This is a genomic window from Bacillus cereus group sp. BfR-BA-01522 (assembly GCF_022662635.1).
Classification (GTDB): domain Bacteria; phylum Bacillota; class Bacilli; order Bacillales; family Bacillaceae_G; genus Bacillus_A; species Bacillus_A cytotoxicus.
Genome location: NZ_JAKUDY010000003.1, coordinates 226,318 through 253,282 on the forward strand (window position 1 = coordinate 226,318; position 26,965 = coordinate 253,282).

Sequence of the window (26,965 nt, forward strand, 5' to 3'; positions counted from 1 at the left end):
GGAAAAGTCCAAGAAGATTATTACTTTACTTTAAATAGAAGATCTATTTGACGAATTTCGTCGTCTGTTAGATGGATATCTAATGTTTTTAAATTATCAAGTATTTGATCGACTCTTTTTGCACCTGGTATTAAAGCGTCAATGGAATCTCTTGTTAAATACCAAGCAAGTACTACATGAGCTATTTCTGTCTGTTTTGCATGAGCAATTTGACGGATTCTCTCTACCTTTTCTAAATTTTCTTTAAACGATTCACCTTGGAAATGAGGCATATCGGCACGTAAATCATGAAACTTCATATCTTTATTGTATTTACCAGCCAATAAACCGGCAGCTAGAGGGAAGTATGGTATAAATGAAATGTTATTTTCTTTCGCATAGGGTAATAAATCAATTTCTGCATCTCGTTTTAATAAATTATACTCTCCTTGATATACATCAACATAACCATTTTGGTTAGCTTCTTTTAATTGATCAATCGAAAAATTTGATACACCAATTGCTCTTATTTTTCCTTCTTCTTTTAAACGCTGTAAGGCACCGACAGCTTCATCTTTTGGTGTATTGTCATCAGGGAAATGAATATAGTATAAATCGATATAATCTGTTTTCAGGCGCTTTAAACTATCTTCTACAGAGCGGGTTAAAAATGCAGGAGAGTTATCAAAAACAATATCATTGCCTACTATTTTATGAGCACCCTTTGTAGCAAGAATAACTTCTGAACGCTTTTTTGTTTCTTGTAGTACTTCACCAATTAACTCCTCAGATCGTTCAGGTCCGTATATGTATGCTGTATCCAAAAAGTTAATTCCATTATGTAGCGCAGTTCGAACTAAATCTTTTCCAACTTCTTCATCTAAATTTGGATACAGATTGTGACCTCCAACAGCGTTTGTTCCAAATCCAATAGGATTGACATATAAATCGGTATTACCAAGTTGGACTTTCTTATTCATTATCATTTCAACTCCTTTTAAGTATCTAATTTAAAGGATACCAGAATAATAATTGAAATGAAAATATTATGATTATTTATAAAAATAAAATCCCCTCCTATCATAAGATAAGAGGGGATGTGTAAATATTATCCTAATTTAGGTAGTAATCGTTCTCCGCTTTTCATATTACTTTTACATAAAGGGCATTTTGGCTCTTCTTCAAATGAAAAGTTTTTTCTCATCCATCCTAAACAATCCTCTGATTCACATTCCCAAACAGGGGTTTGTTCTGGTGGTACTTCTGCTACATCGTTCTTGCGATTGCGATACATATGACCACTCCTTTTATGTAAAAATTTGAATTATATATAAAAAGGTTGTTAACCGTGCTTGGTAACAACCTTTTTTTATTGTTTGGATTATAACTTTACAACGTTTTTTGCTTGAGGTCCACGATTTCCTTCTTCAACTTCGAAGTTCACTTCTTGACCTTCGTCAAGAGTTTTAAATCCTTCGCCAGTAATAGCTGAGAAATGAACGAATACATCGTTACCATCTTCAACTTCGATGAAACCGAAACCTTTTTCGCTGTTAAACCATTTTACTTTACCTGTTAATGTCATGGCAAATGCCTCCTGAAAATAAAAAAATTATAATATGATCAGTCTTATTTAGACGAAAATAAACATTCACATATTATCAAAAACCCATGAAGAAGGAAAAACATTCCTTATGGATGTTTGATAATATGTGAAATGAATGTTATTCCATTGAACCTTAAATTTCATTTTACAGCATATGGTGAGAAATAGCAAGTGCTGGAATGATTATGAAGAAATATAGGAATCGGAATTTGAAACATATAGACAGATATCATCACTTATATTGCTATCACGGAGGAAGAGAAAGTGTATTTGTATAACAAATTGTTAAGATGTCAAGAGTTGTGAGAAAAAGAAAAGAGAAGGAATCTGCGTGACCGTATTGTAATATAATGGTAAAATGTATTAGGAGGTGGAAAAATGAGACATACTGAATACAAAGTTATTGAAGCCGCAAAAGAAGGGAAGAAGAAGGTCCATCCAATTTTTGCAGTTATATTATCTATTCTATTTATAATACTTGGTGAAGTATTTATATTGTTTATGTTATTTTTACCAAAAGCAGAAACAACATTTATGAAAGGGATTTACGCTAATATACAGATGATTTTAACGTTTGGAGGAGCAACTTTTATTGTATTTCTATGGGTGCGCTTTATAGAGAAAAGACCGTTCTCATCCATTGGATTTTGGAAAAATCAATTTTTTAAAAAATACATAAAAGGAGCGTTTATAGGGTTTCTACTCATTTCTCTCCCTGTTGTGTTCCTAGTTATAACAGGATTTGTACAGCTGCAAATGCAACATATGACGATTACAGCTATATTAGGAATTTTAAGTTCTTTCGTTGCATTTCTCATACAAGGTGCCACAGAAGAAATCATTGTAAGAGGATGGTTGTTCCCGGTTATATCTGTTAGAAGTCGTATATGGATCGGCGTTATGGTAACTTCTCTTTTATTTGGGTTTCTACATTTGCTAAATCCCGGTGTTACCATCTTATCTATTACAAATATTATATTAGTTGGTGTGTTTGCTGCTTTATACGTATTAAAAGATAATAGCCTTTCGGGAATTTGTGCTTGGCATTCGATATGGAATTGGGCGCAGTACAATGTATATGGTTTTGCAGTTAGTGGGACAACTATATTTTCTACACCGTTTTTTCGATCGACGACAAATGGACCAGATGCTTTGCATGGAGGAGCGTTCGGAATTGAAGGAAGTGTAATTACAACAATTATGCTTGTTGTTGCTTCCATCATATTATGGAAACAATTGAATAATAAACAAAGAGTGCTAAAATAGGAGGTCACTGAAAAAGTCGACTTCATAATAAAAAGGAGTCTATCACCCACTATATACAGAGGTGGCGGACTCTTTTTTATTCTTAACATTTTCATAAAATACATGTTGTTTCTTCGAAGTAATCACTTTTTCAGTGCCGTCCTAAAATAGCTAGCGTATTACTTTACAGAACTGTATTGTTTGGATGTTTGCAAAATCGTGTTTAAAATTTGTATGTTTGCCATTTCATTTTTCGTAATCGCTTCTTGATATTTTGGAATAAATATTTGAGGAGGTGAAACTGGCATTTCTCCACAAATATCAATTCCATATACTTCTTTTTTGTCAATCATGGAGCGGATATAGCTTAATAATGTCGATAATTTCATGTGACCTTGATCCCAATTTGTGACAGTGTCTTTCGGATCTAAAACATCTTTATCCACACTTATATAAATCGTATCGGTTTGAATATGAGAAAGGATTGTATGTAAAGAGACGATATGTGAACCTTCCACTGGAAAAATTTCTATTTTTGAATGTTCGGAAGAATGGATTTGAAACGAAGAAGGCCCGACAATGATTACTTTTTGAAGCATGTCATTGTTTCGCAATGCAAATGAAACCCATGATCCGCAAGAAATCATATTCCTTTCTTGAGAAGGAGATAGATTCATATCTGTATGATGATCAAACAGAATGAGGGTGAAAGGTTTTAATACTTCTTGAATAAGTAAATATGATACGTAATGATAGTTACCAGAGCCGATAAAGGTAATGCCTTTTTGTTTTCGATTATGTAATTTTGCTTGAATGTGCTGCAATGCACTTTTCTCACAGTATAAATTTGAATGTTCCAAATGACGAAAATCAATATCTTCATGTGAATAAGAATGAAGTTTATTTTGTAATCGATACGTTTCATCAAAATGAAGAAAAGTTAAACCATTATTTAATAAACTCATATTTATTCATCTCCTTTCTATAACTCTAGCATAAATTTGAAAGAGTACAAAATGAAATGCTTATTTGTATAGGGAGTTGAGTAGAAATTCACATAAATAAAGTGAAACTTGAATCAGTGGGAATTTTCTTCATCCTCCATTGATTATGAGGCATCCCCAATCGGGTTGTTACGGGCAGTTAATGCGGGATAAACAGAATAATCTTATGATTATTATTTAGAAGAAATATAATTTTAGTGAATATGTATATTACGATAATATATTGTTGGAAGTGTAGAGGGAAGGGAATTTATATGTGTAAAGCGGTAGCGCAAGTGGGAATTGCATTTTAAAATTGATTTGTAACAAATATATTTTGTGGAATAAAATAATATAATGAAGCTTTTTTGTTATATTTTGTGATAATATATTGATTTGAAAGCGGTGTACTCCGCTAATAAAAAAATATAATATAATGAAATTGATGGAATAAGTATTATGGAGGGACAATATGGGGAATAGTGCTACTTCTGAAAGTTTTTTTGTAAAAGAACCAAGAAAGGAACAGTTATTTTCGTTATTCGAGGAAGTGTTTGGTGTTTCTGAGAAAATGTTGCAAGATTTCGATGCGAGAGGATTTTGGGATCATACATATAAACCAGTTTCGTTTGTTCATGAAGAAAAAGTAATTGCGAATGTTTCTAGTTTTACACTTCCATTACTTGTGAATGGAAATGTTGTGAATGCAGTGGGGATTCAGTCGGTTATGACGCATCCTGAGTACCGGCAGAGAGGTTTGATGAAGCAACTTTTTTCTACAGTATTAGAACAAATTGATAGACAGTACGACTGTGCAATCTTATTCACAGAGAATCCGGAATTCTATGAGTATTTTGGGTTTCAAGTTTTAAAAGAATATCTAATGACATTATCATATGAAAGTGGTGAGAAGACAGATTCATCACTCCGAAAATTGAATTTTTATCATGAAGAAGATATTCAGTTCATAAAAGAAAAGATAGAGGAGAGTCAGACGCTTTCTAATATGTTTTCAACCTTAAACTATAAATCTTCTTTTTATTTCAATATGTATGAGGCTAAATGGAACGATAAGCTCTACTATTCAGAAAAATTAGACGCGATAATCGTGTATGAAGTAGAGAAGAAAACATTAAAACTATTCGGTGTGTTTGCACCAGTTTTCCCAATTTTAGATGAAATATGTAGTGAAATTCCTGAAAGATTTACAGAAATTGAATTTTATTTTCATCCAGATGAACTAGGGATTGAAGACGTAACATATCAAGAATTTCACTCCGGTAAGTATTTAATGGTTCGAAGTAATCATAACATCCAGTTCAATCGATGTAAGTTTCCAATTTTAACTGAGTTTTAATGTGCATAAATAAAGGATTCGAAAACGAATTACTTGAGTTTTCAATTGAATCCGAGGAAAACCGCATTCTTGCAAAAGAGTGCGGTTTCCTTATGGGATGAAAATAAGAATACATTGACGAATAAAAGGTTAATATTTTATCAATTAATAATGTTAAATATTAACCTGTAGAATATAATAGTAGTAGAGGGGAAGCCGATATATAGAAGAGTAGAAGGAGGAGATATATCAATTATAAAATGTCAATTTAATAGAAAAAGGAGAAAGTGTATGAAATCATTCCGGAAATTATTGCAATATTTAAAACCATACATGTTCTTTGCGATGATTGGACCGTTATTCATGGTACTTGAAGTAGCGATGGACTTAATTCAACCGACGATTATGCAGCACATTATCGATATTGGTATTGCGCAGCAAGATTTTCATTATGTCATGAAGATGGGACTTCTTATGATCGGTGCAGCAGGGATGGGATTAATTGGTGGTTTAGGTTGTATGCTGTATTCTACGAAAGCTGCGGTGAATTTTGCAACAGATATTAGAAAAGATGTTTTTACAAAAATTGAGACATTTTCTAGTAAAAATCGTGATTCATTTGGAACAGGTAAATTGCTTACAATTGTAACAAATGATATTACATCTATTCAAGCAGCAATGACGATGACATTGCGTGTTCTTGTCCGTGGACCTTTATTATTTATAGGAAGTATTATTATCGTTTTCGTTACAGCAAGAGATTTATTTTCTATTTTACTTGTCGTTGTACCAATTTTATTTGTTGCGATTGTTTTTATAGCTGGGCGAGCTAGCGGTTCGTTTAAGCGCGTACAAGAAGCTTTAGATAAAGTAAATACAAAACTGCAAGAAAATTTATCCGGTGTTCGTGTCGTCAAAGCATATGTAAGACAAAAATATGAAATTTCTCAATTTAAGAAAGTGAATAAGCATTTAACAGGAGTTAGTACGTATGCAGTGCAAATGATTTCACTTATGATGCCAATTATTATGCTTGTTGTAAATGGAGGTATTGTAGCTACATTATGGATGGGTGGGGAAAAAGTATTTCATGGCACTCTCCAAGTCGGAGCGATCTTAGCATTTATTAACTATTTAAATATTATTTTGATGTCGCTTATGTCTATTAGTATGGTATTTATTCAAATTTCACGTGCATTTCCATCTGCTGATCGTGTACAACAAGTGCTTGACACGAAAGTGGATATTACGAATGAAGCAGACGTGTATAAGCCTAAGAAAATAAGTGGGAATATTGAGTTTAAAAATGTAAGTTACAGTTACAGTAAAAACGATGAGTACGTTTTGAAAAATATTTCGTTTAAAGTCCAAAAAGGTGAGAAGGTAGGAGTGATCGGATCTACGGGAAGTGGTAAGTCTACTTTAATGAAATTACTTCCGCGTTTGTATGATGTTGACCAAGGTGACATTTACATTGATGGTGTGAATGTGAAATTATATGATTTACAAACATTGCGTGCTTCTATCGGAGTTGTACCTCAAAAGGCATTGTTATTTTCAGGAACGATTGAGGAGAATTTAAAGTATGGAAAGGAAAATGCAACGGCAGAAGAATTAGAAGTAGCAGCGGCAGCAGCTTGTGCGACGGAGTTTATTTATAAGTTAGAAGATACATACCGCTATCAGTTAACACAAGGAGCAACAAACTTATCTGGTGGTCAAAAGCAACGTTTATCTATTGCAAGAGCGCTTGTACGGCAACCTGCTATACTTGTGCTCGATGATTCTACTTCGGCAGTAGATGCAAAATCAGAAAAAATCATACAAGAAGCATTAAAGGATACATATACAGGAACAACAACATTTTTCATTGCATCAAAAATTTCATCGATTATCGATGCGGATCAAATACTTGTCTTGGATAATGGCAAGTTAGTTGGAAATGGAACACATGAAAATTTAATAAGGTCATGTAAAGTATATCAAGAAATTTATCTTTCCCAAGGTGGTAGTTTATATGAAGAAGGAGGGAAAGAAAATGCGTAATTTCCAAGGGCAGTTTGCAAATAAAAATGGGCGTAACAACGTAAAAGGTGGAAAGCCAAAAAATACAAAAGGCACAATAATGAGAATTTGGACCTATATGGGGTATCAAAAAGTGGCTCTTATTTTCGTTGTTATGCTTGTAATTGCGACCACGTTATTAGGTTTACTAGGACCGTATTATATAGGAGTTATTATTGATGAATATATTATACCAAGAGACTTACATGGGACAGTTAAAATGTGTATACTCCTTACGGCCATTTATAGTGTAACCGTATTTTTAACTTGGCTGCAAACCTTTATGATGGTGAATGTTGCATTAAAAACAATTCAAAAAATACGCCAAGATCTTTTTGAAAAAATCCAGACATTGTCTCTTCGATTTTTTGATACGCGTTCTCAAGGGGATTTAATGAGTCGCGTAACAAATGATATTGACAATTTAAATCAAGCTTTAACGCAGAGCGTCGTCCAAATTATCTCATCTGCTTTAACATTTGTTGGTGTAACGATTGCTATGTTTGCACTAGATTGGATTTTAGCAATTGTAACTCTTATTACGGTCCCGATTATGTTTTTTGTGACAAAAAGATTAGTTGCCTATAGCGGGAAAAATTTTGCGAAGCGTCAACAAGATTTAGGAGAATTAAATGGCTTTATTGAAGAAGCGATTACAGGAGCAGATGTAATCACATTATACGGAAAAGAAAAAGAAACCGTTCATAAATTTAATACGATTAATGAAAAACTGAGAGTCTCTGCGACAAAGGCAGATACCTTTTCGGCATTCATTTTTCCGAGTATGAATTTCATTAACAATTTAGGGATGGGGCTTGTTATTGGAACAGGATCAATTATGGTTTTAACTGGAATGACAACAGTAGGAATTATTGCTTCATTTATTAACTATTCTCGTCAATTTTCAAGGCCGCTGAGTCAATTTGCTACACTTATGAATACCATTCAAGCAGCAGTTGCTGGAGGAGAGCGTGTTTTTGAAATCATGGATGAAGTGCCAGAAATTCAAAATAAAAAAAATCCAATTGTTGTTCAGAAATTAGAAGGTAATGTGATATTTGATCATGTTTCATTTGGATATGAGAAAGAAAAAGAGATTTTAAAAGACGTTAGCTTGCAAGCAAGCCCAGGTGAAACGATCGCGCTTGTAGGGACGACTGGATCTGGAAAAACAACGATTATTAACTTGTTAACACGGTTTTATGATATTCATAAAGGGCAAATTAAAATCGATGGAACGAATATAAAAGAGTATGATATTTCTTCATTGCGAAGCAAAATCGGTGTAGTTTTACAAGATACGTATTTATTTGCTGGAACAATTATGGACAATATTCGCTATGGACGATTGGATGCAAGTGATGAAGAAGTCATTGCTGCAGCTAAAGCTGCTTCGGCGCATTCTTTTATTAAGCATTTACCAAATCGATATGAAACAAAAATAGCATCAGAAGGAGCCAATTTAAGTCAAGGACAAAAACAATTACTTGCAATTGCAAGAGCGATTTTAGCTGATGCAGATATTTTAATTTTAGATGAAGCGACATCAAATATTGATACAAGAACGGAATTGCAAATTCAAGCTGGATTACATCGTTTAATGAAGGGGAAAACAAGTTTTGTCATTGCTCATCGCTTAAAGACAATTGAAGAAGCTGATCAAATTCTTGTTATTCAAGATGGGAAAATTATTGAAAGAGGTGACCATACATTACTAATGGAAAAGGAAGGGGTTTATTATGGTATGTATACAAGTCAATTTAAAATTTAAATCAAAATGTTGATAAAAAGCGATTTCTCTTCAAATGAGAAATCGTTTTTTCAATTGACAAGCGAAAGGTAAGGAAAGGTTTCATTACGAACAAAAGGAGCAATCTTTAAGAATGCTCCTTTTGTTACATGAGTTGTTTAGCTATTTTTTATTGCAATTACAGCCTTTTTTCTTTTTATATCCTTGCTGTTGTAATTTGCTTTGCCGCTCAGAAGAATTGGAAGGTTGAGAGGATGAAGGACGATTCGTTTTATTGTTAGAGGAACTGTTACGATAGTTCATGATTTCATCACCTCCAATTTAATATATAAATATTATATGTTTGAAGTCTATTAAAAGTGACATAAGAAAGAGAGAGCGATATGTAAGAATATGGACAGCTGTGTAAAACAAAAATCCAATGTTTTTCTCTATGAAGGTATTGAAAAGATATATTTTCTAATTCATGTTGAATATGAGATAAGCCTAACTTTTTTGCCAAGGGCGCAAACAGCTTTAATGTTTCATTAGCATAAGCAACTTGTTTAGCAGGCTTTTTAACACTTAATGTGTGCATATTATGAAGGCGATCTATTACTTTAATCATTACGACGCGAATATCTTTTTGTGAAGCGAGTAAAAATTTTTTTAAGTTCATAGCGTCATATAGTTCTTTTTCTTGCCCGTGCTGTTTTTCTTCTTTCGTTAATCCATCTATAATATAACTGACAGTATGACCGAAAAGAGATTGAACTTGCTTAAGTGAATAGGGAGTATCTTCGACGACGTCATGTAGCAATGCAGCAATTAACGTTACTATATCTGCCTTATAATTTAATAATATTTCTGTTACCGCAAAAGGATGATTAATATATGGTTCTCCAGTTTGGCGATATTGACCATCATGCGCTTGCTTAGAAAATAATATAGCTCTTCTCAAGTGATGTTGTTCCTCGGAAGATAAATAAGAGGCTTTTTCTAATAATATTTTATTCATATATATCCATCCCTTATATTTTTAATCATTCATTCCATGAAAAACCCTTTTTTTCATGGAATGAATGATTTAGAGTGAAGGGATATGTATAAAATAGATAGAATGTAATTCTCTAGTTTATATTTTTACCCAATGAGTACGAATTCGATGCGAAGTGAAAAAGAGTTATTGATTAAAGTTCCACGCTATATCCGTAATTTAGATAGCGTTTTATTTTTATTAATAAGAATCAAAATAAGAACTCCTCATCTCAGAATTACATAGAGGAGGAGTTCTACTAGATGTTTGATTTATTTTTCCAAGAGCTCAAGAGGAACGTCTTTTTCGCCTAATACTTCAAATTTAATCTCTCCGTCCTCTTCATAAATTCGTTTAATAATCGGTATAGTTATCATTTGCTTTTTATGTTGCTTTCGTTTTCTAGCCATATCTAAATTAATCACGTTCATATTTAAAGCATCCTTTCTTATGAATAGTTACTAGAAGAAAATACGTCCAAAACGGCGCTTTTTACACTTGAAATACCGATTAAAGTGAATTGGATTTTAAATAGAAAATATTATGAATGGTATAAATGCACGTAGAAATTAACTGTATCAAAAAATGAAACAATTTGCCATAAAAAATTCATTTTTTTGTCTTATAACAGGAAAAAGGAAAGCATTTCGCATATAATGAAAGATAGACAAACAGAATCAACTTTCTCATCAATTTTTTTATTATTAAATTTGTTGGAAAGGCGATGAATAATGTGCGCTCTTTAGAATCGTTATTGTTTGAACTTGAGCGATATGGAGAAGAACATGACAGTAAAACAGATAAGCGGGAGGAAAAATTAAGAAATATTTCGCGCGAAATGGGACAATTTTTATCACTTTTCATCAAAGGATGTCAAGCAAAAAAAGTTTTAGAAATTGGTACTTCAAATGGATATTCAACATTATGGTTAGCAAGTGCATGTGAGGAAACAGACGGAAAAGTTACGACAGTTGAACTTTCTTCAGAACGAGTTGCGGAGGCGCTTGTAAACTTTGAAAAAGCAATTCTCATGCACAGAATCGATATTCATAATCAAGAGGCAGGAGCATTTTTAGATGCGCAAGTTGACGATTCATTTGATTTTATATTTCTAGATTCAGAGCGTACTCAATATATGTGGTGGTGGGAACATATAAAGCGCATATTACAGCCAAAAGGGTTTCTCGTTATTGATAATGCCACTTCACATGCAAATGAACTAACTACATTTATGCACATGATAGAAGAGGATGATGCATTTGAAACGGCGTTGCTAACTTTTCAAAAAGGAGCGTTTGTAGCAAGAAAAAAATGAAGTCATAGAATTGAATAAGATAAAGTTGGAAACTAAAAATGTAAATTATTTCCAATTGGATTATGACATGAAAAAAGCTTATGTGTCAAATGATGCAGTGTGATATGAGACCATGTTTCGTTAAAGATATAAAGTGATTCAATTTCGGGATATTGAAAAGGAATAGTGTCAAAGATGGAGATATATAGATGCTGTGTTGTTTCAGTTACCGAAAGCACAAATAAAGTGAAACTTTAATCAAATCAGTGGAGGACTCTTCATCCCTCACTGATTATGAGCCCTTACCAATCGGGCTGTTACTGCCCTAAAATGGTGGGATAAAATAAAGGGCATTTTTTACATTATGATGAGCAGTGAAATATAAAGAAGAATACGCCTTCAGCACGTAACTTTCTAGGTCTTAAGTCTGAGGAAAATAAAGTAGAAAAAAGGTATACTTACAGTAAGAAATAGAAATGACTGCATAAGCAGGGTCTTGTAAAAATAAATGGAAAATTCGTGTATAAATATAGTGCAAATCATTTTGCACATATAAATAAAAGGAGCGATTTTGTTGACAGAATTAGAGAAAAAAGAATCTGTATCGATGGTAAAAGATCATATAGAAGTTGTGGATACAGTTATTAAAGAAGAAGAACTTGTTGAACTGAATAAAGAAGCTGATCTTTATGTACAGAAATTAAATAGTGAACACAATACGGATCTTTCAAAAGTTTTATCGCAACTTGGAGATCTAGGTGATAAAGAACAACAAGCAGCAGGACAGACATTATCCGCGCTAAAACGTCCTGTGACTGCGATGATGAATGGAAAAAACGAGGAAATTCCAAATACACTTTTAGAATTACGTAAAGTAGTCTCAGAACTTGATCCGAATTCATTAAAAGCATCGGGCATGAAGAAATTGATGTTTAAAGTATTTAAGAAAAATCCGCTTGAAACATACGTTTATAAATATCAATCCATAGATAAACAAATTGAGGAAATTATTCGCTCATTATTAATTGGCCGAGATAATCTACAAGAAGATACAGTTGGCTTAGAAATGTTAAAGGAGCAGTCTTATGATAAGATTCATGCACTTGATAAACAAGTGTATTTAGGAAAAAAATTGGCGAGCATGCTGGAAGCGGAAAAACAAAATCCAGAGCGTCAAAAAGATATTCCATTAATCAATGATGCATTAGAAAAAATTCTTGTGCGAACAAGAAACATGCAGCAAGCGAAAAGTGTGTTATTACAATCGATTGCCTCTGTAGATATTATTAAGAAAAATAATGAAAAATTAACAGAAGCAATTCGGAACGCCATTACAATGACGCAAAACGTAGTAACGGTTTCAGCAGCGATTCAACTCGCTTTAACAAATCAGCGTAAGACGATTGATGCAGTGAACGCGACAAATGAAGCGATAGAATCGATGGTATTAAGTAACTCACAAGCTTTAAAACAAAATACAGAAGAAACGACGCAGTTGCTTGAAAATCCAGCAATCAGTATGGAGAAATTGCGCGAATCATTCCAAAATGTATTTGCGGCAATTGAAGCATCTGAGAAATCTTCAGAACGCATTATTGAATCAAGCAAAAAGTTTGTGATAGAGCTGGATACATTTAATGAGGAAATGAAACAAAAGCTCATGCAGCGTCCTAAAAAATAAAGATGTATTAGAGGAGGTGAAAAGATGGGTTTCATAAAAATGGTTTTACTACTCATTGGAACGTTACTACTCATTGGTTTTACAATCGTTGTTCTTCTTGTGTATTTTGGACGGAAACTATATTTATCATGGGCAAAGCCGTATAAGCGAGCGCATGAATCCATTGAGAAGCTTTCCAATAAATCGACACCGTTTTTGCAAGAATTTACGCAGCATCCACTCTTTTATCGCTGGATTCGTACGGAAGGGAAAAAGGAACAGAAAGCTTTTAATACGCTTTTTTGTGTAGCAAATCAACGGACAAGAGAACAAGTTTTCTCGATGCTACCAAAAGATAGACAAAAAAAAGTGCATAGTATGGCAAAATCAACGAAAAAGATTACGAACGAGGACATGGGCATAGCTGTCATGAAGGTAAAAGAGTTCCTCAGACAAGAAGCGCAGCAATCCATAAAACCAACAGATTTGTCGTTTTATCAATTGTATTTTTATGATTGTTATCCAGATGCGTTAAAGACAATTCAAGCCTATAAACGATCTATTACCCCTTCATTACAAAGAACGGTTGATGAAATAACAATTTCAGTTTTACAGGCACTTCCTTACTATCAAGAACAACGCATGTTTGAGCAACAACATAAACTGGAAACTTTCTTAATGAAAGACTTAATTGATATGCTGTCGCTAGTGGCTCAGCTGCCACCATCACAACGTCTAGAAAAAGAAGAAGAGCTGAAAATGTATTTGCAAAACTTCCAAAAAGAAATGGAAGCAGTAGAGCGTGATATTCGCGATTCCATCGACTATGATTTAAATGTGAAGATGAGAGCGGCGACGGAGAAATTTAAAAATAAGTAAAAAACAAGGTGTAAAATAAAATCCTCCGCCAATGAAGCGGGGGATTTTATTTTGATTATTTCGCTTTCACAGTCGTTTTACTAGAAGGAACACTTTCATTATGCAAGCGATCCAATGCAGTTACAGCATACGTATACGTTTCTCCTTGTATAGCTGTTTTATCAACATAAATTTCTCCAAGTCTTGTTTTTCGTACAGTTGTAATTAAGTTTTTCGGGTTTTGAATATCAACGTCATTTTTCCCGTTTACGCGGTAAATCGCATAGTAGGCAGAGTCATTGTCTCTGTCATCGATGATCCCTAAAGCAATTCCTTCATCTCTAGCGATTGCTCCTTTTAAAGTAGGTTGTTTTGGTGGATCGTTATCAAGCCAAGGCATAGGTGGAATTAAGGCTGGATGTTTATATATATCATGTTGTAGTCGATCTTTCATCCCTAATGGATTGTTATTAATATCTTTTAAACTAAAGTGCATACTGCCTTTTATATCTGTATATTGACGGTTTAGTGCAATTTGTTTTGGATATTCTTCTGGGTCAGACCAAGCTGGAACGGAATTATTATTTATTTTATAGGCAGCTTGTCCAATATATAGGTGAATCGGTCTATTTTTAATTTCTTTTACCCACCAATCAAGAAGGATATCATAAGCAGCAGGAGCAAAACCGATATTCCAATAAATTTGCGGTGTAATATAATCAATATATCCTTTTTGAATCCATTCTCTTGTATCCGCGTATAAATCATCATAGTTTCTTTGACCAGCAGTTGTATGAGAACCTGTTGGATCATCAGCAATATTTCTCCATACACCAAATGGACTAATTCCGAATTTAACATATGCCTTTTCAGATTTAATCGCTATATTTAATTTTTTAACCAATTCATTTACATTATGGCGGCGCCAGTCTTCAATATTCGAAAATTTCCCGTTATTATAAGTTTCATATGTGTTTTGATCAGGAAATTCCTCACCAGCTACTTTGTAAGGATAAAAATAATCATCCATATGGAGGCTATCAATATCGTAATTTTGAACAATTTCTAACGCGCCTTCTGTAATAAAGTTTTGTACGTCAGGAATGCCAGGATTATAGTATAGTTTGCCGCCATAAGATACAACCCAATCAGGATGTTGTCTTGCAGGGTGATTTTCCGCTAAGCGATTTAAGTCAGTATGATTCATTGTTATGCGATAAGGATTAATCCAAGCGTGAAATTCAAGGTTTCGTTTGTGGGATTCTTCAATCATAAATGCAAGTGGGTCATAGCCAGGGTCTTTCCCTTGTGTCCCAGTAAGATATTCAGACCAAGGTCCATATTTTGAAGGATAAAAAGCGTCTGCGGTTGGTTTGATTTGCACAACAACTGCATTCATGCCAGCACCTTTCACATCATCTAGTAGTTTCATAAACTCTTGTTTTTGTTTTTCGATAGACAAGCCAGTTTGAGAGGGCCAATCAATGTTAAGGACAGATGCGACCCATGCAGCGCGTAATTCATGTTTTGGAGAGTAGGTGGATGCTTCAGTGCGTGTGGTATTGAAGAATAGGAAAGGAATCAATAAAAAAGCGCTACAACAACTTATGAATCTTTTTTTAGAAATCATTGTATGCCTCCTTATATATTCTATTATTGAAACTACTGTATCATGTGAATGTAAGATTCACAATTGAGAAAACAGAATATTTAATCTTATTTTTTCGTAAAAAATATTTTTACTGAAACTTCATTTCATAAGCACTAATTTGTCTTCATACTTCATATGATTTGTAATAACGTAAAACTTCTTTTCGTTGGTGGTTTTGCAGTCCTTATAAAAGGATCAAGATTACTTAAAGTGTATAGGAGGATTATGAAATGAAAGTTCTATTTGTATGTTCCGGAGGGATGTCTAGCTCTATTGTTGTAAACGCTTTAAAAAAAGAAGCTGAGAAACAGGGAAGTAGTGTGGTGGTACACGCAATTGGTACGAGTGAAATAGAAGAAGAAGTAAAGAATGGTTGGGATGTTGTCATGGTTGCTCCGCAAGTAAGGCATAGATATGATTCGATTAAAAAAGTGGCACATGCAGCATCTATTCCGTGCGGCATTATTCCGCCGCAAGCTTATACACCACTTGGTGGACCGACGTTATTAAAGGCTGTAAATGAATTGATTGGTTAGGGGGAGTATGATGAATAAATTCATCTCATTTCTTGAGAATAACTTGTCAAGTCCGATGGCAAGGCTTTCTGAGCAAAGGCATTTACAAGCCATTCGAGATGGCGTCATTTCAGCATTACCATTTATCATTGTAGGAAGTTTTTTTCTCATCGTGGCCTTTCCACCGCTTCCAAAGGATAGTTTTATTTCGGTATGGGCAGCTAAACATCAGACGAGTATTTTAATACCGTATCGTTTAACGATGTTTATTATGTCGCTTTATATTGCTTTTGGTATTGGCTATAATTTAGCGAAAAGTTATAAGTTAGATTCTTTATCCGGAGCGCAGCTTGCAGTTTGTTCATTACTTCTAACTTTAACACCGGAGTTAATCGATCAGAAAGGTTTTATGCTCCCGATGACAAACCTTGGAGGGCACGGATTATTTGTAACAATGATCGTTTCCATTTTATCAGTTGAGATTTTAAGATTTTGTAAGTCAAAAAATGTAATGATTAAGATGCCAGAGCAAGTCCCACCATCTGTCTCTCGTTCGTTTGAAGCACTTATACCCGCTGCTTTTGTCATTATTATTATAAGTATTATTACCGTTGTTTTTCGTATCGACTTACACCATGTAGTGGACCAGTTAGCTGCACCACTCGTAAAAGCTGGTGATAGTTATTTCGGTGTTATTTTGCCTGTATTTTTAATTACATTTTTCTGGTCGTTTGGTATACACGGTGTGTCTGTTGTCGGAACAGTGGCTCGTCCTTTATGGGAAGTATATCTCGGGAAAAACTCGGCAGCAGTTGCTGATGGTGCAAGCAGCATACCTTTTATCGCACCAGAGCCGTTATATCAATGGTTTATTTGGATTGGTGGTTCGGGAGCGACGCTCGGGCTTGTATTAGCGATGATTATATTTGGTAAATCAAAATATTCCAAGGCATTATCAAGATCTTGTATTGTACCAGGTATTTTTAATATTAATGAACCGGTTATATTTGGACTTCCAATTGTATTAAACCCCGTATTAATTATTCCTTTTATTATTACGCCATTAATAACAGCGACGGTTGCTTATACTGCAACGGCAATCGGACTTGTTACACCAACTTATATTATGCCTCCGTGGACATTGCCAGCTCCAATTGGTGCCTATTTAGCAACAGGTGGAGATTGGAGGGCAATCGTGCTCGTCTTTATTAATATTGCAATTTCGTTCTTTATTTATCTACCATTCTTTAAAATGTATGATAAAAATATGCTTGAAGTAGAAAATAATGATAATGAAAATGCGGTAAAGGTGTAACGAAGAAGTGGGGTCATTTCGATGATCTCACTTTTTTAAGCATAAACAAAGGAGAAGGTGGAACGGATGAATATGAAATTTAGCTATAAGGGATTTCTATTCGTTGTCGTTTGTTCAAATCTATTGTTTTAAAAATGCTATATGTATCACAAATGCATAGCTTTTGGATTGTGACAAGTATGTCAGCGCGTATTATCCGGACAGTTGTTGGGACATATTCATCAAAATGGTAGCGATTGCACAGATTTACTATGTTTTTGATAGGTTGTACGTTGCTTACGTATATCACAATTTTTAGTAAAGTACAGAGGAGATGTCATGTATATTGTTGACTGCATGCAAGGTGCAACTTTAGAGGGGATAGATGTTGTTTTATCTCATATGGAAGGATAGGTGAGAATGTGAAATATATAATTGGTGTAGACGGTGGTGGAACGAAGACAGAAGCAATAGCATTTGATAAAAATGGGAAAGAAATTGCCAGAGGAATGAGTCGCTTTGGCAATGTTTTATTGGATTATGAGCGAGCTATATCGCATATTTGTGAAGCAATCGATCAATGTTTTCAAAGGTTATGTAAAACAGAATGTGCTTGTATAGGGATAGGATTAGCAGGTGTAAACAGTATCGATATTCATACATTAAAGGAACGTTTTATAACAAAATATCAAACGGAAATTGAAATCTATAATGATGCGATCATTGCGCATGCTGCTTTATTAGAAGGGAACGATGGTATTTTAACGATAGCAGGCACAGGTGCTGTTTGCCTAGGGAAGAAAGGGGAAAGATATGAGTATAGCGGTGGATGGGGACATATTTTAGGAGATGAAGGAAGCGGGTATTGGATTGCTTTACAAGCTTTAAAAAGAATGACACGTGCATATGATAAAGGAATCTCCTATTGTAAACTGGGTAAAGTGATTCAAGAAAAATGTCATATTGTTACACCAGAAGATATAAAACAGCTTATATATTCAAAACCGAAAGATCACGTAGCTTCTATCGCTCCAATCGTGGTAGAGGCAGCTAAGCAAGGAAATACGGATGCGTTTCAGATTATAATAAGAGCAGGCGAAGAATTAGCTAACATTACGAATTATATGTATAAGAGAATGCTGTTTGAAGAGCCAATTTCGATTGCAGTCAAAGGCGGAATTTTAAATTCCGTACCAGAAATATATGCTCAGTTTAAAACAAATTGTGAAAAGAACATACAAGAGAAAATACATTTCATTCAAAATGATGTTTCCTCTGCAAAAGGGGTGTATATGTTAATGGCCGAAAAAGAAGATATATGGTAGGGAAGACCGTTATGATAATCCCCTTATGAATGTGCATGTCTAAAAAAGATTCCATTTGCAATTTTCCTTTTTGCCGAATTTCTGCATCTCTATGAACCATAATATATTTGTATGCCAAAGCAATTACGATTGCATCATCTAAAAGACTGATGCTGATAATAGCAGCTAAATCAGGAATGAAATGGAGTGACCATATGTAATAGGATCATCCCATGAATATAACTATTTTTTCCTTCAGTAGTAGATTTTGTTTCTTTAAAGTGCAATATAAAATAATACTTTCATACACAGCAGATTTCTCTAACTTTGTAGAACCTGTTTTTAACTTTCTCCATCGCTTTTGTTGCTTCATGTAAACGCTCCTTATATATGTATATAAAAAATATGTTTTTTTAAAGGATGGCTAAACAACGAGAAAAATAACCATTAGGATTATTTTTTTATTTCGATTTCGTAAAGGCGAAGCAGAAAGAAGATAAAGTTTTTTTCATATTTAGAGAAACAAATGGTACAATGGAAACTTAATGTGAAAAATAAGGAAAAGAAGTGATCGATTTGAAAAAATTTTTAGAACTTGGAATGAGTGAAACATTTCAACATACATTACGAGAAAATGGAATTGCTGAAGCAACACCCATTCAGGAAAAGGCAATTCCTGTTATTATGGATGGGAAAGATGTAATTGGACAAGCAAAAACAGGGACAGGAAAAACGCTTGCATTCGTTTTACCGATTTTAGAGAATATTGATCCAAATGCAAGTGATATACAAGCTTTAATCGTAGCGCCAACGAGAGAACTAGCATTACAAATTACAACTGAAATTAAAAAAATGCTGGTCCATAAACAGGATATTCATGTTTTGGCGATATATGGTGGACAAGATGTGGAACAGCAAATGAAAAAATTAAAAGGAAATACGCATATTGTTGTAGCAACACCGGGGCGTTTGTTAGATCATTTACGCCGCGAGACAATTGTGTTATCAAACGTTTCTATGGTGGTATTAGATGAAGCGGATCAAATGCTGCATTTTGGTTTCTTATATGATATTGAACATATTTTAGAAGAAACACCTGAGAATAAACAAACGATGTTATTCTCAGCAACGATGCCAAAAGATATTAAAAAACTTGCGAAGCGATATATGAAAGAGCCACAGGTGATTCAAATCCAAAGTGCAGAAGTCACTGTAGAAAATATAAAGCAGCGTGTAATTGAAACGACAGATCGCGCAAAACAAGACGCACTTCGTTATGTCATGGAGCGTGACCAGCCATTTCTAGCTGTTATTTTTTGCCGGACAAAGCGCCGCGTAACGAAATTATTTACTGCTTTAAAAGGGTACGGTTACAATTGTGATGAATTGCATGGAGATTTATCGCAGGCGAAACGTGAAAGAGTAATGAAAAACTTCCGCGAAGCAAAAATTCAATATTTAATTGCAACAGATGTTGCGGCTCGTGGATTAGATGTAGAAGGCGTAACGCACGTATTTAACTATGATATTCCAGAAGATGTAGAGAGCTATATACACCGAATTGGTCGAACAGGTCGTGCTGGAGGAACCGGTCTTGCGATTACATTTGTCGCTCCGAAAGATAAGATGTATTTAAAAGAAATCGAAAAGTATATCGGTAGTACTTTACAAAGACAAGAAATTGAACAACCTGCTAAGCAAACAAATAATACAAATGACAAAAAGAAACAGATCAAAAAGCCACAGAAAGCAGGACAATATCGTTCAAAAGGTAAACGAGACGGGATGAAAAAAACAAATCAAAGTTCTTCTTATAAAGTAAAGCAAAAGAAGAGAGGAACAAAGCAAGGACAAAAAAGACGCAGTCGTTAAATATGAGGGTGTCCCTAAAATTATGGGACGCCTTTTTTGTACTGTATATACTTGTGCGATAATGTAATGAACCTATATATGGTATTTCGTTTGATAGAAAGTACTCTTTTGGGACAACCTCTCCATGTATCGTCATAAGATGTGGATATTAAATCAAAAAAGTTGATTCGGTTATGAAAAAGAAAATTGTGGTATAATTTACATATAGGGGGAAATTAGATGACAGACCATAAAGAAGAACTGATGAATCAGGCACTGGCATTGTTTTATTTTGCATATAAAACATTTACTGAAAAACCAGATGAAATTATAAAAGAGTATGGCATTCAGCGTGTGCATCATCGAATTTTATTTTTTATTGCTCGTTTTCCTGAGCTTAGTATAAATGAATTGTTGTCTTTGCTTGAAATTAGTAAACAAGCTCTTCATGGACCGCTTCGTCAACTTCTTGAGAAGGGACTGATTGAAAGCAATGAAGCTGAACATGATCGCCGTGTAAAACAACTTGTTCTAACGCAAGCAGGAGCAGAGTTAGAGAAAAAACTAAGCGATGTGCAAAGAGAACAAATGGGACATATTTTCACAACGTTTGGTGAGAAATGTGAAGAAAATTGGCACCAAGTTATGAATGAACTAGCCAAGAATCGCCTTGGTTTTCATACATGGTCATCCAAACGTAAAGAGCCAGTAAATGAAAAATAAATGAGATCATTGATCTGTGTATTTTGGCAACTATGTGTGAATCATAGAGTACATGAATACAAATAAACATTACCAAATCCTTTAGACGTGTACGTATTTACAAAATTTAAATCGCAATTTCCGAAAGGGGAATGAATATGATAAAACTTGTACTTATTCGACACGGACAAAGTTTATGGAATTTAGAAAATCGGTTTACAGGATGGACAGATGTAGATTTATCCGAAAATGGATTACATGAAGCGCGAACAGCTGGTGCGATATTAAAAAAGAATGGCTATACATTTGATGTTGCATACACATCGGTATTAAAAAGGGCTATTCGGACATTATGGATCATTCTTCATGAGATGGACCTTGCTTGGGTTCCTGTACATAAATCATGGAAATTAAATGAAAGACATTACGGAGCATTACAAGGATTAAATAAGGATGAAACAGCTAAAAAATATGGAGAGGAGCAGGTTCATATTTGGAGACGAAGTACAAATGTAAGACCGCCAGCTCTTGCCGAAGATGACCCAAGATATGAAGTCACTGATCCAAGATATAAGCGATTAAAAAAAGGTGAGTTTCCACTGACAGAGTGCTTAGAGGATACGGAAAAAAGAGTACTAGAATTTTGGCATAAAGAAATTGCACCTATGCTACGCTCAAATCAAAAAGTCATTATATCATCGCACGGTAATACGATTCGCTCTCTCGTGAAGTATTTAGACCATCTTTCCGATGATGGAGTGGTTTCATTAAATATTCCTACTGGTATTCCGCTTGTTTATGAATTAGATGAGCATTTACATCCAATCCGTCACTACTATTTAAATATGGATGGTGAAGTACAAGAAGGTGTTATTCCAAAACACATTTCTTTTTAAAAATATTTTGAAAAAGTTGAAATACAGGCTTGTCTACATATAAAATGTAGATTCATTCTCTAAAAGACGTGGCTTCCTTCTTAGTATATGCGCGAGCAATTGTTTTAGAAGGTTGTCCATGTCTTTTGTCATAATCAAGACAAAAGAAGCATGTAATGATATCGTGTGAAGTTTTTGAATGGAGGGGGATGTGATTGACTGTCACTAGCGTTCGAATTGGCTTGTTTTTTCTTGTAATCTTTTTTTTATTTCTTATTTTCTTTTATTGGAGAAATGAAGAACGATACGAGGAAAGAAAACAACTTATTCGAAAGACGTGGTATGGTTTATTTATTACATCAGTCACAATGTATTTCATGATGAAAGGAATTGATTTAACCCTCTGGAAACATATTTTAATGGTTGTTGCGATGGTTGTATTTGTTGATATTGCATTTATTTTAACGCCAAATATTTCGGAAATCTGGGGCGCAAAGTTTAGTGATATTGGTAAGACAGTTCAATCGATTAAACGATCGCTTATTGCTTCAAAAGCAAGAGGAGAAATATATACAACACTTATTCAAAATGTAAATCCAGCTGCATTTGGTACGATGGAATGGGAAACAGATGCTGAGTATGCACGCAGTTTAAATGCTTTTCTTGATACGTATGCTGAAAAAATAGGTGCGAAAATTGTAGTATTTGTCACAGAAGAGGAATTAAATACAAACTTCCGAGGTGTTCGATCTCAATTTAGTATTACAGTATCACCCGAATCTATTGAACAACTGAATGAGCAAAAAGCAGTTCAAATTGAAAATGTTGGAATTATACCAGCGAAAATAATAAAAGACGTTTATATTATTATGGATGGACAAAAAAATAATTTGCAAGATCGTGACTTTGAAAATGTATATAATTTAACAATACATCATAGTTACTTTTGTAAGTAAGGGCAGAGATGATTTTCTGCCCTTTTCTCCTATACATATTTTTAACGAACATTCGATAAAATTGGACAAACATTGAATAAAATGAACGAAACATTCCTACACTATCACATAGAGGTGATTATAGTGTTAAAAGAATATAGCAATGATTTCTTTAAAGACGAAGCTGAGGATACAACAGATTTTTCTTTAATAAAAGGAGATACAATGCAGCAAGTGGAAGAATTAGAAGAAGAATTGAAAAGAAGAGGATAACGGTGCATTCCAATTCTATTTAAGATATAATAAAGGTAGATAGAGATGATGTCTTTTATTAAAGGGGGCAGGAGAAATGAAAGACACAAAACAAAACAATCTTTCATTTTTTAAGGAACAGAAAGAAGCAACAAACATTGATTTCTCTCTTGTGAAAGGTGCATTAACAGAAAATATCAATCGGTTAGAAAAACTGATGTATCGTGAACCATCAAAATATATCCATGGAAAAAAACTGAAAGAAAACGTATAAGGACAATTTCTTTCAGTTTTTTATTTTAATGCGCTCATTTAGAAAAAGTTACTAGAAAATAAAGTGAAACTTTAATCAGTGGGGGGCTTCATCCCCGCTGATTATGAGCCCTCACCAATCAAGCTGTTACTGCCCTAAAATAGCGGGATAAAAATATTTTATCCATTCCATCTTCCCATGATAACAGTATGATAAAACTGACCGTCAGAAAGGAGTTTGTCATTTCGAAGAATTCCCTCTGTTTGAAAGCCGAATGTTTTATAAAGATGGATTGCTTTTTTATTTGTTTCAAGAACAGTTAATATGATCTTTTTGATGTTATTTGCATCCGCCCAATCGATGGATTCTTTTAATAAGTTTTTCCCAATACGATAGCCCCAATAGTCTTTTAAAACACAGACGCCAAATTCGACTTTATGAGAAAGTCGTTTTAAGTTACTTCCTTCGCACCTTGAAAATCCCACAATTTTATTTTGGACGATAGCAACTAAGAATAGATTTTTGGAACTTTCCGTATCTGTTTTAATTAACTTTTCAAATCCTTGTGTATCTATAAATGCTTCGCCTTGTTCTCTGTCAAGATTTTCTGTTTCACCGTCAATTTGTAATCTTACTTTTGATAATTCTTCAGCATCTGCATGTATGGCAGAGCGAATCCTATATGTTTGTCCTTTTACGTGAAATTCGCGTACATTGATTTTCATTTTGTCCTCCTTATCATGTGGTATGTTAGTAAAAATAGATTTAAAAGATTGTATTGGCATGAGAAGATAAATTTTGTACTTGTTTCAAGTATGTAGTCATGTTTTGATCGTCACGAGTAGGATATGTAAAGGATAGGACATCTGCAACATTTGTTGCTAATATTCTAAATAATTCGCAAGCAACAAAGATAGAATGCCAAAAGTTTTCATAACGATAATCTGAATATGTTTCCTCATACATTTTCCAATAAGACTTTGGAAGGTATTCTTTAAAGTATTTCCCCATTTTCCCTGTAGAAATTTGAAAATCATATTTCATACCAATCCACCATGAAACCATTTCGTCTAGTCTAGCCCTTATAACACATTCGAACATTTGTTTCGCGTATGGTAATTCATCGCGCCAAATGCCCTTTGCAACGTTTTGTAAACACCACCAAAAATCATTGCAACAACTTATATACATAAGTTCTGTTGCTTTTTTGACGTGATAATCAACATCTGTCGGAGTAGGGATAGTTGGTAGAATGTTGTCTTTATCTAGTAATGGGACTGTCAGCTTATCTTTTCCATAGTCTTTAAGCATGGCAGATTTTGTTTCAATGTGAAGATCTATACGATTTCCATCTGTAAAGAGCATTAAATATCCATAGGAATTTTTGAAGTCGATTGTTGGGTTCTTTAATTGATCATTTTTATCTGGCTCTTGCATCATAAGTAACTCGCCAAACATTGTAATCCATCTTTGATCCTCTATAAAAGAGGCTGTATCTGTCACGACATAAACGATATCATAATCTTGAAAAATATCTTTTGGAATATTGGAGTTTGTTCTAGAACCATTCATATAAACTGCTCGAATTCGTTCATCTCGCTGAGCGAATCCTATAATTAAATCGAACATTTCCTTTTCACTTCTCATTACACTCCACCTCATTTTTACTGTTCTAAAAGAAAGACTTTCTATTTTTAAATTATAGCAATATTTTGTAAAATAAGTCGTCATATTATAAAATATTGATAACTAAATAGTGTCAAAAAGAATGAAAAAGGAAGCGGAAGAACGAAACGTGATATAATGGTAAGGAAAATACTTCTATTTATAGATTTAGGAGAGGAGCTTATACATGTATTCTACTTTAGAACAATTAACGAAGCATCCTGTATTTTATCATTTTGCAGAAATTTCAAAGATTCCAAGAGGGTCTGGAAATGAAAAAGAAATTAGTGATTACTTAGTGAAATTTGCACAAGATCGTAATTTAGAGGTTGTGCAAGATGAAGCGTTAAATGTCATTATAAAAAAACCAGCAACTCCTGGATATAAAAATGTGCCGACTATTATCATACAAGGGCATATGGACATGGTATGTGAAAAGAATGAAGCAACTGTTCATGATTTTGAAAAAGATCCGATTGAGCTTAGAATTGTTGGTGATATGCTATATGCAAAGGAAACGACTTTAGGTGCAGATAATGGCATTGCCGTTGCATATGCATTAGCATTATTAGATTCAACAGATATTGCTCATCCTGCCCTTGAAGTTGTTATTACAACAGAGGAAGAAACAACAATGGGCGGTGCTTTTGCTGTTGATCCAAAACATTTTGATGGAAAGATATTTATTAATATTGATTCTGAAGAGGATCACAAACTATTAGTAAGCAGTGCTGGCGGAGCAAAAGCGGTTGAAACAATCTCTATTATTTGGGATGAAGCACCAGCAGAATTAGAGACATACCGTCTATATGTAGGAGGGCTAAAAGGTGGCCATTCTGGTATGGAAATTGATAAGCAACGTGGGAATGCGAATAAAGTATTAGGACGAGTTCTTTATGATTTATCGAATGAAGTGTCATTTTATATAAGTGATATTCGCGGTGGATTAAAAACAAATGCCATTCCGCGTGAAAGTGCGGCAACAATTTTATTCGCTAAAAGCGATATAGAAACAGTAGAAGGGAAAGTAGAAGAGTGGACGCGTATTCTACAAGAAGAGCTACGCGCTGTAGACCCAGATGTACATGTTTCCCTAACAAAAGTGGAAGAAAAAGCAAATCAAGTATTTGCAAAGGAAACGCAAAAACAACTTATTTCTTCTTTATTCTTAATCCCAAATGGTATTCAAAGCATGAGTATGGATATTAAAGGACTTGTTGAAAGCTCGACAAACCTAGGAGTGATTGAAACATTACAGAATGAAATTAAATTAAAAAATGAAGTGAGAAGTTCTGTAGGGACTTTAAAACAGCATATTACAAATGAGATTAAGCACATTGCAGAGTTAGTTGGTGCACAATTCGAGAAAGAATCTGAATATCCAGAATGGCCATACAATCCAAACTCTCCAATTCGCAATCTGTTTGAAAAAGTGCATAAAGAAAAATATAACGAAGATGTTGAAATTTATGCAGTGCATGCTGGTATTGAGTGCAGTGTATTTGTGCAAAAAATGCCGGAACTAGATGCGATTTCATTTGGCCCTGATATTTTTAATGTTCATACACCAGACGAACATATTAGCATTTCATCTGTTATAAATAACTGGGGTTACTTTATTGACGTGCTAAGAGAAACAAAAGAGCTAGTGAAATAAAGTGAAACTTGCATCAGTGGGGTTTCATCCCCGATTCATTATGAGACATCACCAATCGAGTTACTCTAAAATAGCGGGATAAAAAATAAATGATAAGATGGTTCCGGTACAATGCCGGAGCCACTTTTTGAATGTTCAAAATTTGGAGTTCGTTTGCTATTTCGTAATGCCATACGTTATGATGACATTTTCATTCATGGAGGGGAAAAATGACTATACTA

At 34.1% G+C, this 26,965-nt stretch carries 25 protein-coding genes and 2 pseudogenes; 17 read left to right on the forward strand and 10 right to left on the reverse strand.

The features are described 5' to 3' along the window. Positions 1 to 20: 20 nt before the first annotated feature. The 3 genes from MR059_RS06185 to MR059_RS06195 all read right to left on the reverse strand — a co-directional run bounded on the left by MR059_RS06185 (position 21) and on the right by MR059_RS06195 (position 1,564). Positions 21 to 959 (reverse strand): aldo/keto reductase, encoded by a 939-nt coding sequence (locus MR059_RS06185; RefSeq protein ID WP_041809721.1) that lies wholly within the window; start codon positions 957 to 959, stop codon positions 21 to 23. A gap of 128 nt (positions 960 to 1,087) precedes the next feature. Then, entirely contained in the window at positions 1,088 to 1,273 is a 186-nt protein-coding gene (locus tag MR059_RS06190; RefSeq protein ID WP_000286200.1) for a cold-shock protein, read from the reverse strand. 87 nt (positions 1,274 to 1,360) lie between these two features. Further along, positions 1,361 to 1,564 (reverse strand): cold-shock protein, encoded by a 204-nt coding sequence (locus MR059_RS06195; RefSeq protein WP_012094264.1) that lies wholly within the window; start codon positions 1,562 to 1,564, stop codon positions 1,361 to 1,363. A 399-nt stretch (positions 1,565 to 1,963) separates the two neighbouring features. Here MR059_RS06195 and MR059_RS06200 point away from each other — a divergent pair, with 399 nt between their 5' ends. Next, positions 1,964 to 2,851, forward strand: coding sequence for a CPBP family intramembrane glutamic endopeptidase (locus MR059_RS06200; RefSeq protein WP_012094265.1), 888 nt, complete (start codon positions 1,964 to 1,966; stop codon positions 2,849 to 2,851). 158 nt (positions 2,852 to 3,009) lie between these two features. On the opposite strand, the gene MR059_RS06205 is transcribed toward MR059_RS06200, so the two are convergent. Continuing rightward, positions 3,010 to 3,795, reverse strand: a complete 786-nt coding sequence (locus MR059_RS06205; protein ID WP_087098706.1) for an arginase family protein — start codon at positions 3,793 to 3,795, stop codon at positions 3,010 to 3,012. A 490-nt stretch (positions 3,796 to 4,285) separates the two neighbouring features. On the opposite strand from MR059_RS06205, the gene MR059_RS06210 reads away from it, so the two are divergent. From MR059_RS06210 to MR059_RS06220, 3 genes are all read left to right on the forward strand, one after another. Beyond that, positions 4,286 to 5,170 carry a GNAT family N-acetyltransferase gene (locus MR059_RS06210; RefSeq protein ID WP_242161626.1) on the forward strand — a complete coding sequence of 295 codons (885 nt, stop codon included), beginning with the start codon at positions 4,286 to 4,288 and terminating at the stop codon, positions 5,168 to 5,170. Between the two features lie 270 nt (positions 5,171 to 5,440). Beyond that, positions 5,441 to 7,195: an ABC transporter ATP-binding protein gene (locus MR059_RS06215; RefSeq protein ID WP_242161627.1), complete on the forward strand. Its 1,755-nt coding sequence runs from the start codon at positions 5,441 to 5,443 to the stop codon at positions 7,193 to 7,195. Then, on the forward strand, positions 7,188 to 8,984 hold the full coding sequence (locus MR059_RS06220; RefSeq protein ID WP_242161628.1) for an ABC transporter ATP-binding protein: 1,797 nt from the start codon (positions 7,188 to 7,190) through the stop codon (positions 8,982 to 8,984). The genes MR059_RS06215 and MR059_RS06220 overlap by 8 nt, the downstream gene beginning before the upstream one ends. Positions 8,985 to 9,384: 400 nt before the next feature. On the opposite strand, the pseudogene MR059_RS06225 reads toward MR059_RS06220, so the two are convergent. Next, a pseudogene (locus tag MR059_RS06225) lies at positions 9,385 to 9,960 on the reverse strand (HD domain-containing protein); the annotation flags it as partial. A 290-nt stretch (positions 9,961 to 10,250) separates the two neighbouring features. After that, complete coding sequence (locus MR059_RS06230; RefSeq protein WP_012094271.1) at positions 10,251 to 10,409, reverse strand: hypothetical protein; 159 nt, start codon at positions 10,407 to 10,409, stop codon at positions 10,251 to 10,253. Between the two features lie 293 nt (positions 10,410 to 10,702). Here MR059_RS06230 and MR059_RS06235 point away from each other — a divergent pair, with 293 nt between their 5' ends. The 3 genes from MR059_RS06235 (at position 10,703) to MR059_RS06245 (ending at position 13,811) form a co-directional block, all read left to right on the forward strand. Continuing rightward, the gene (locus MR059_RS06235) at positions 10,703 to 11,293 is read left to right on the forward strand and encodes an O-methyltransferase (protein ID WP_012094272.1); all 591 of its coding nucleotides are present in this window, start codon (positions 10,703 to 10,705) and stop codon (positions 11,291 to 11,293) included. Between the two features lie 553 nt (positions 11,294 to 11,846). After that, positions 11,847 to 12,953 carry a toxic anion resistance protein gene (locus tag MR059_RS06240; protein ID WP_041809726.1) on the forward strand — a complete coding sequence of 369 codons (1,107 nt, stop codon included), beginning with the start codon at positions 11,847 to 11,849 and terminating at the stop codon, positions 12,951 to 12,953. Between the two features lie 24 nt (positions 12,954 to 12,977). Further along, positions 12,978 to 13,811, forward strand: a complete 834-nt coding sequence (locus MR059_RS06245) for a DUF3974 domain-containing protein (RefSeq protein ID WP_242161629.1) — start codon at positions 12,978 to 12,980, stop codon at positions 13,809 to 13,811. 55 nt (positions 13,812 to 13,866) lie between these two features. Here the strand turns inward: MR059_RS06245 and MR059_RS06250 are convergent, their stop codons facing one another. Beyond that, a complete protein-coding gene (locus MR059_RS06250) occupies positions 13,867 to 15,420 on the reverse strand; it encodes a glycoside hydrolase family 10-like protein (protein WP_242161630.1) in 1,554 nt (517 codons plus the stop codon). 251 nt (positions 15,421 to 15,671) lie between these two features. On the opposite strand from MR059_RS06250, the gene MR059_RS06255 reads away from it, so the two are divergent. The 3 genes from MR059_RS06255 (at position 15,672) to MR059_RS06270 (ending at position 18,575) form a co-directional block, all read left to right on the forward strand. After that, a complete protein-coding gene (locus MR059_RS06255) occupies positions 15,672 to 15,977 on the forward strand; it encodes a PTS sugar transporter subunit IIB (RefSeq protein WP_242161631.1) in 306 nt (101 codons plus the stop codon). A gap of 10 nt (positions 15,978 to 15,987) precedes the next feature. After that, on the forward strand, positions 15,988 to 17,271 hold the full coding sequence (locus MR059_RS06260) for a PTS sugar transporter subunit IIC (RefSeq protein ID WP_242161632.1): 1,284 nt from the start codon (positions 15,988 to 15,990) through the stop codon (positions 17,269 to 17,271). A 401-nt stretch (positions 17,272 to 17,672) separates the two neighbouring features. Further along, positions 17,673 to 18,575 (forward strand): BadF/BadG/BcrA/BcrD ATPase family protein, encoded by a 903-nt coding sequence (locus tag MR059_RS06270; RefSeq protein ID WP_242161633.1) that lies wholly within the window; start codon positions 17,673 to 17,675, stop codon positions 18,573 to 18,575. A gap of 46 nt (positions 18,576 to 18,621) precedes the next feature. Here MR059_RS06270 and MR059_RS06275 read toward each other — a convergent pair. After that, positions 18,622 to 18,927: pseudogene (locus tag MR059_RS06275) on the reverse strand (YkvA family protein); the annotation flags it as partial. Between the two features lie 194 nt (positions 18,928 to 19,121). Here MR059_RS06275 and MR059_RS06280 point away from each other — a divergent pair. The 6 genes from MR059_RS06280 to spoIISB all read left to right on the forward strand — a co-directional run bounded on the left by MR059_RS06280 (position 19,122) and on the right by spoIISB (position 23,443). After that, positions 19,122 to 20,426 (forward strand): DEAD/DEAH box helicase, encoded by a 1,305-nt coding sequence (locus MR059_RS06280; protein WP_242161634.1) that lies wholly within the window; start codon positions 19,122 to 19,124, stop codon positions 20,424 to 20,426. Between the two features lie 219 nt (positions 20,427 to 20,645). Continuing rightward, entirely contained in the window at positions 20,646 to 21,128 is a 483-nt protein-coding gene (locus tag MR059_RS06285) for a MarR family winged helix-turn-helix transcriptional regulator (RefSeq protein ID WP_012094281.1), read from the forward strand. A 137-nt stretch (positions 21,129 to 21,265) separates the two neighbouring features. After that, the gene (gpmA, locus tag MR059_RS06290) at positions 21,266 to 22,003 is read left to right on the forward strand and encodes a 2,3-diphosphoglycerate-dependent phosphoglycerate mutase (RefSeq protein WP_242161635.1); all 738 of its coding nucleotides are present in this window, start codon (positions 21,266 to 21,268) and stop codon (positions 22,001 to 22,003) included. Positions 22,004 to 22,197: 194 nt separating this feature from the next. After that, the gene (locus MR059_RS06295) at positions 22,198 to 22,938 is read left to right on the forward strand and encodes a type II toxin-antitoxin system SpoIISA family toxin (RefSeq protein WP_012094283.1); all 741 of its coding nucleotides are present in this window, start codon (positions 22,198 to 22,200) and stop codon (positions 22,936 to 22,938) included. 123 nt (positions 22,939 to 23,061) lie between these two features. After that, a complete protein-coding gene (locus tag MR059_RS06300; RefSeq protein ID WP_012094285.1) occupies positions 23,062 to 23,190 on the forward strand; it encodes a hypothetical protein in 129 nt (42 codons plus the stop codon). A 76-nt stretch (positions 23,191 to 23,266) separates the two neighbouring features. After that, positions 23,267 to 23,443: a stage II sporulation protein SB gene (gene spoIISB, locus MR059_RS06305; protein WP_242161636.1), complete on the forward strand. Its 177-nt coding sequence runs from the start codon at positions 23,267 to 23,269 to the stop codon at positions 23,441 to 23,443. 158 nt (positions 23,444 to 23,601) lie between these two features. Here spoIISB and MR059_RS06310 read toward each other — a convergent pair whose 3' ends face one another. Next, a complete protein-coding gene (locus tag MR059_RS06310; protein ID WP_012094287.1) occupies positions 23,602 to 24,147 on the reverse strand; it encodes a GNAT family N-acetyltransferase in 546 nt (181 codons plus the stop codon). A gap of 40 nt (positions 24,148 to 24,187) precedes the next feature. Then, complete coding sequence (locus MR059_RS06315; protein WP_012094288.1) at positions 24,188 to 25,069, reverse strand: aminoglycoside 6-adenylyltransferase; 882 nt, start codon at positions 25,067 to 25,069, stop codon at positions 24,188 to 24,190. Between the two features lie 205 nt (positions 25,070 to 25,274). On the opposite strand from MR059_RS06315, the gene MR059_RS06320 reads away from it, so the two are divergent. Next, positions 25,275 to 26,744 (forward strand): aminoacyl-histidine dipeptidase, encoded by a 1,470-nt coding sequence (locus MR059_RS06320; RefSeq protein ID WP_242161637.1) that lies wholly within the window; start codon positions 25,275 to 25,277, stop codon positions 26,742 to 26,744. Positions 26,745 to 26,965: the final 221 nt, after the last annotated feature.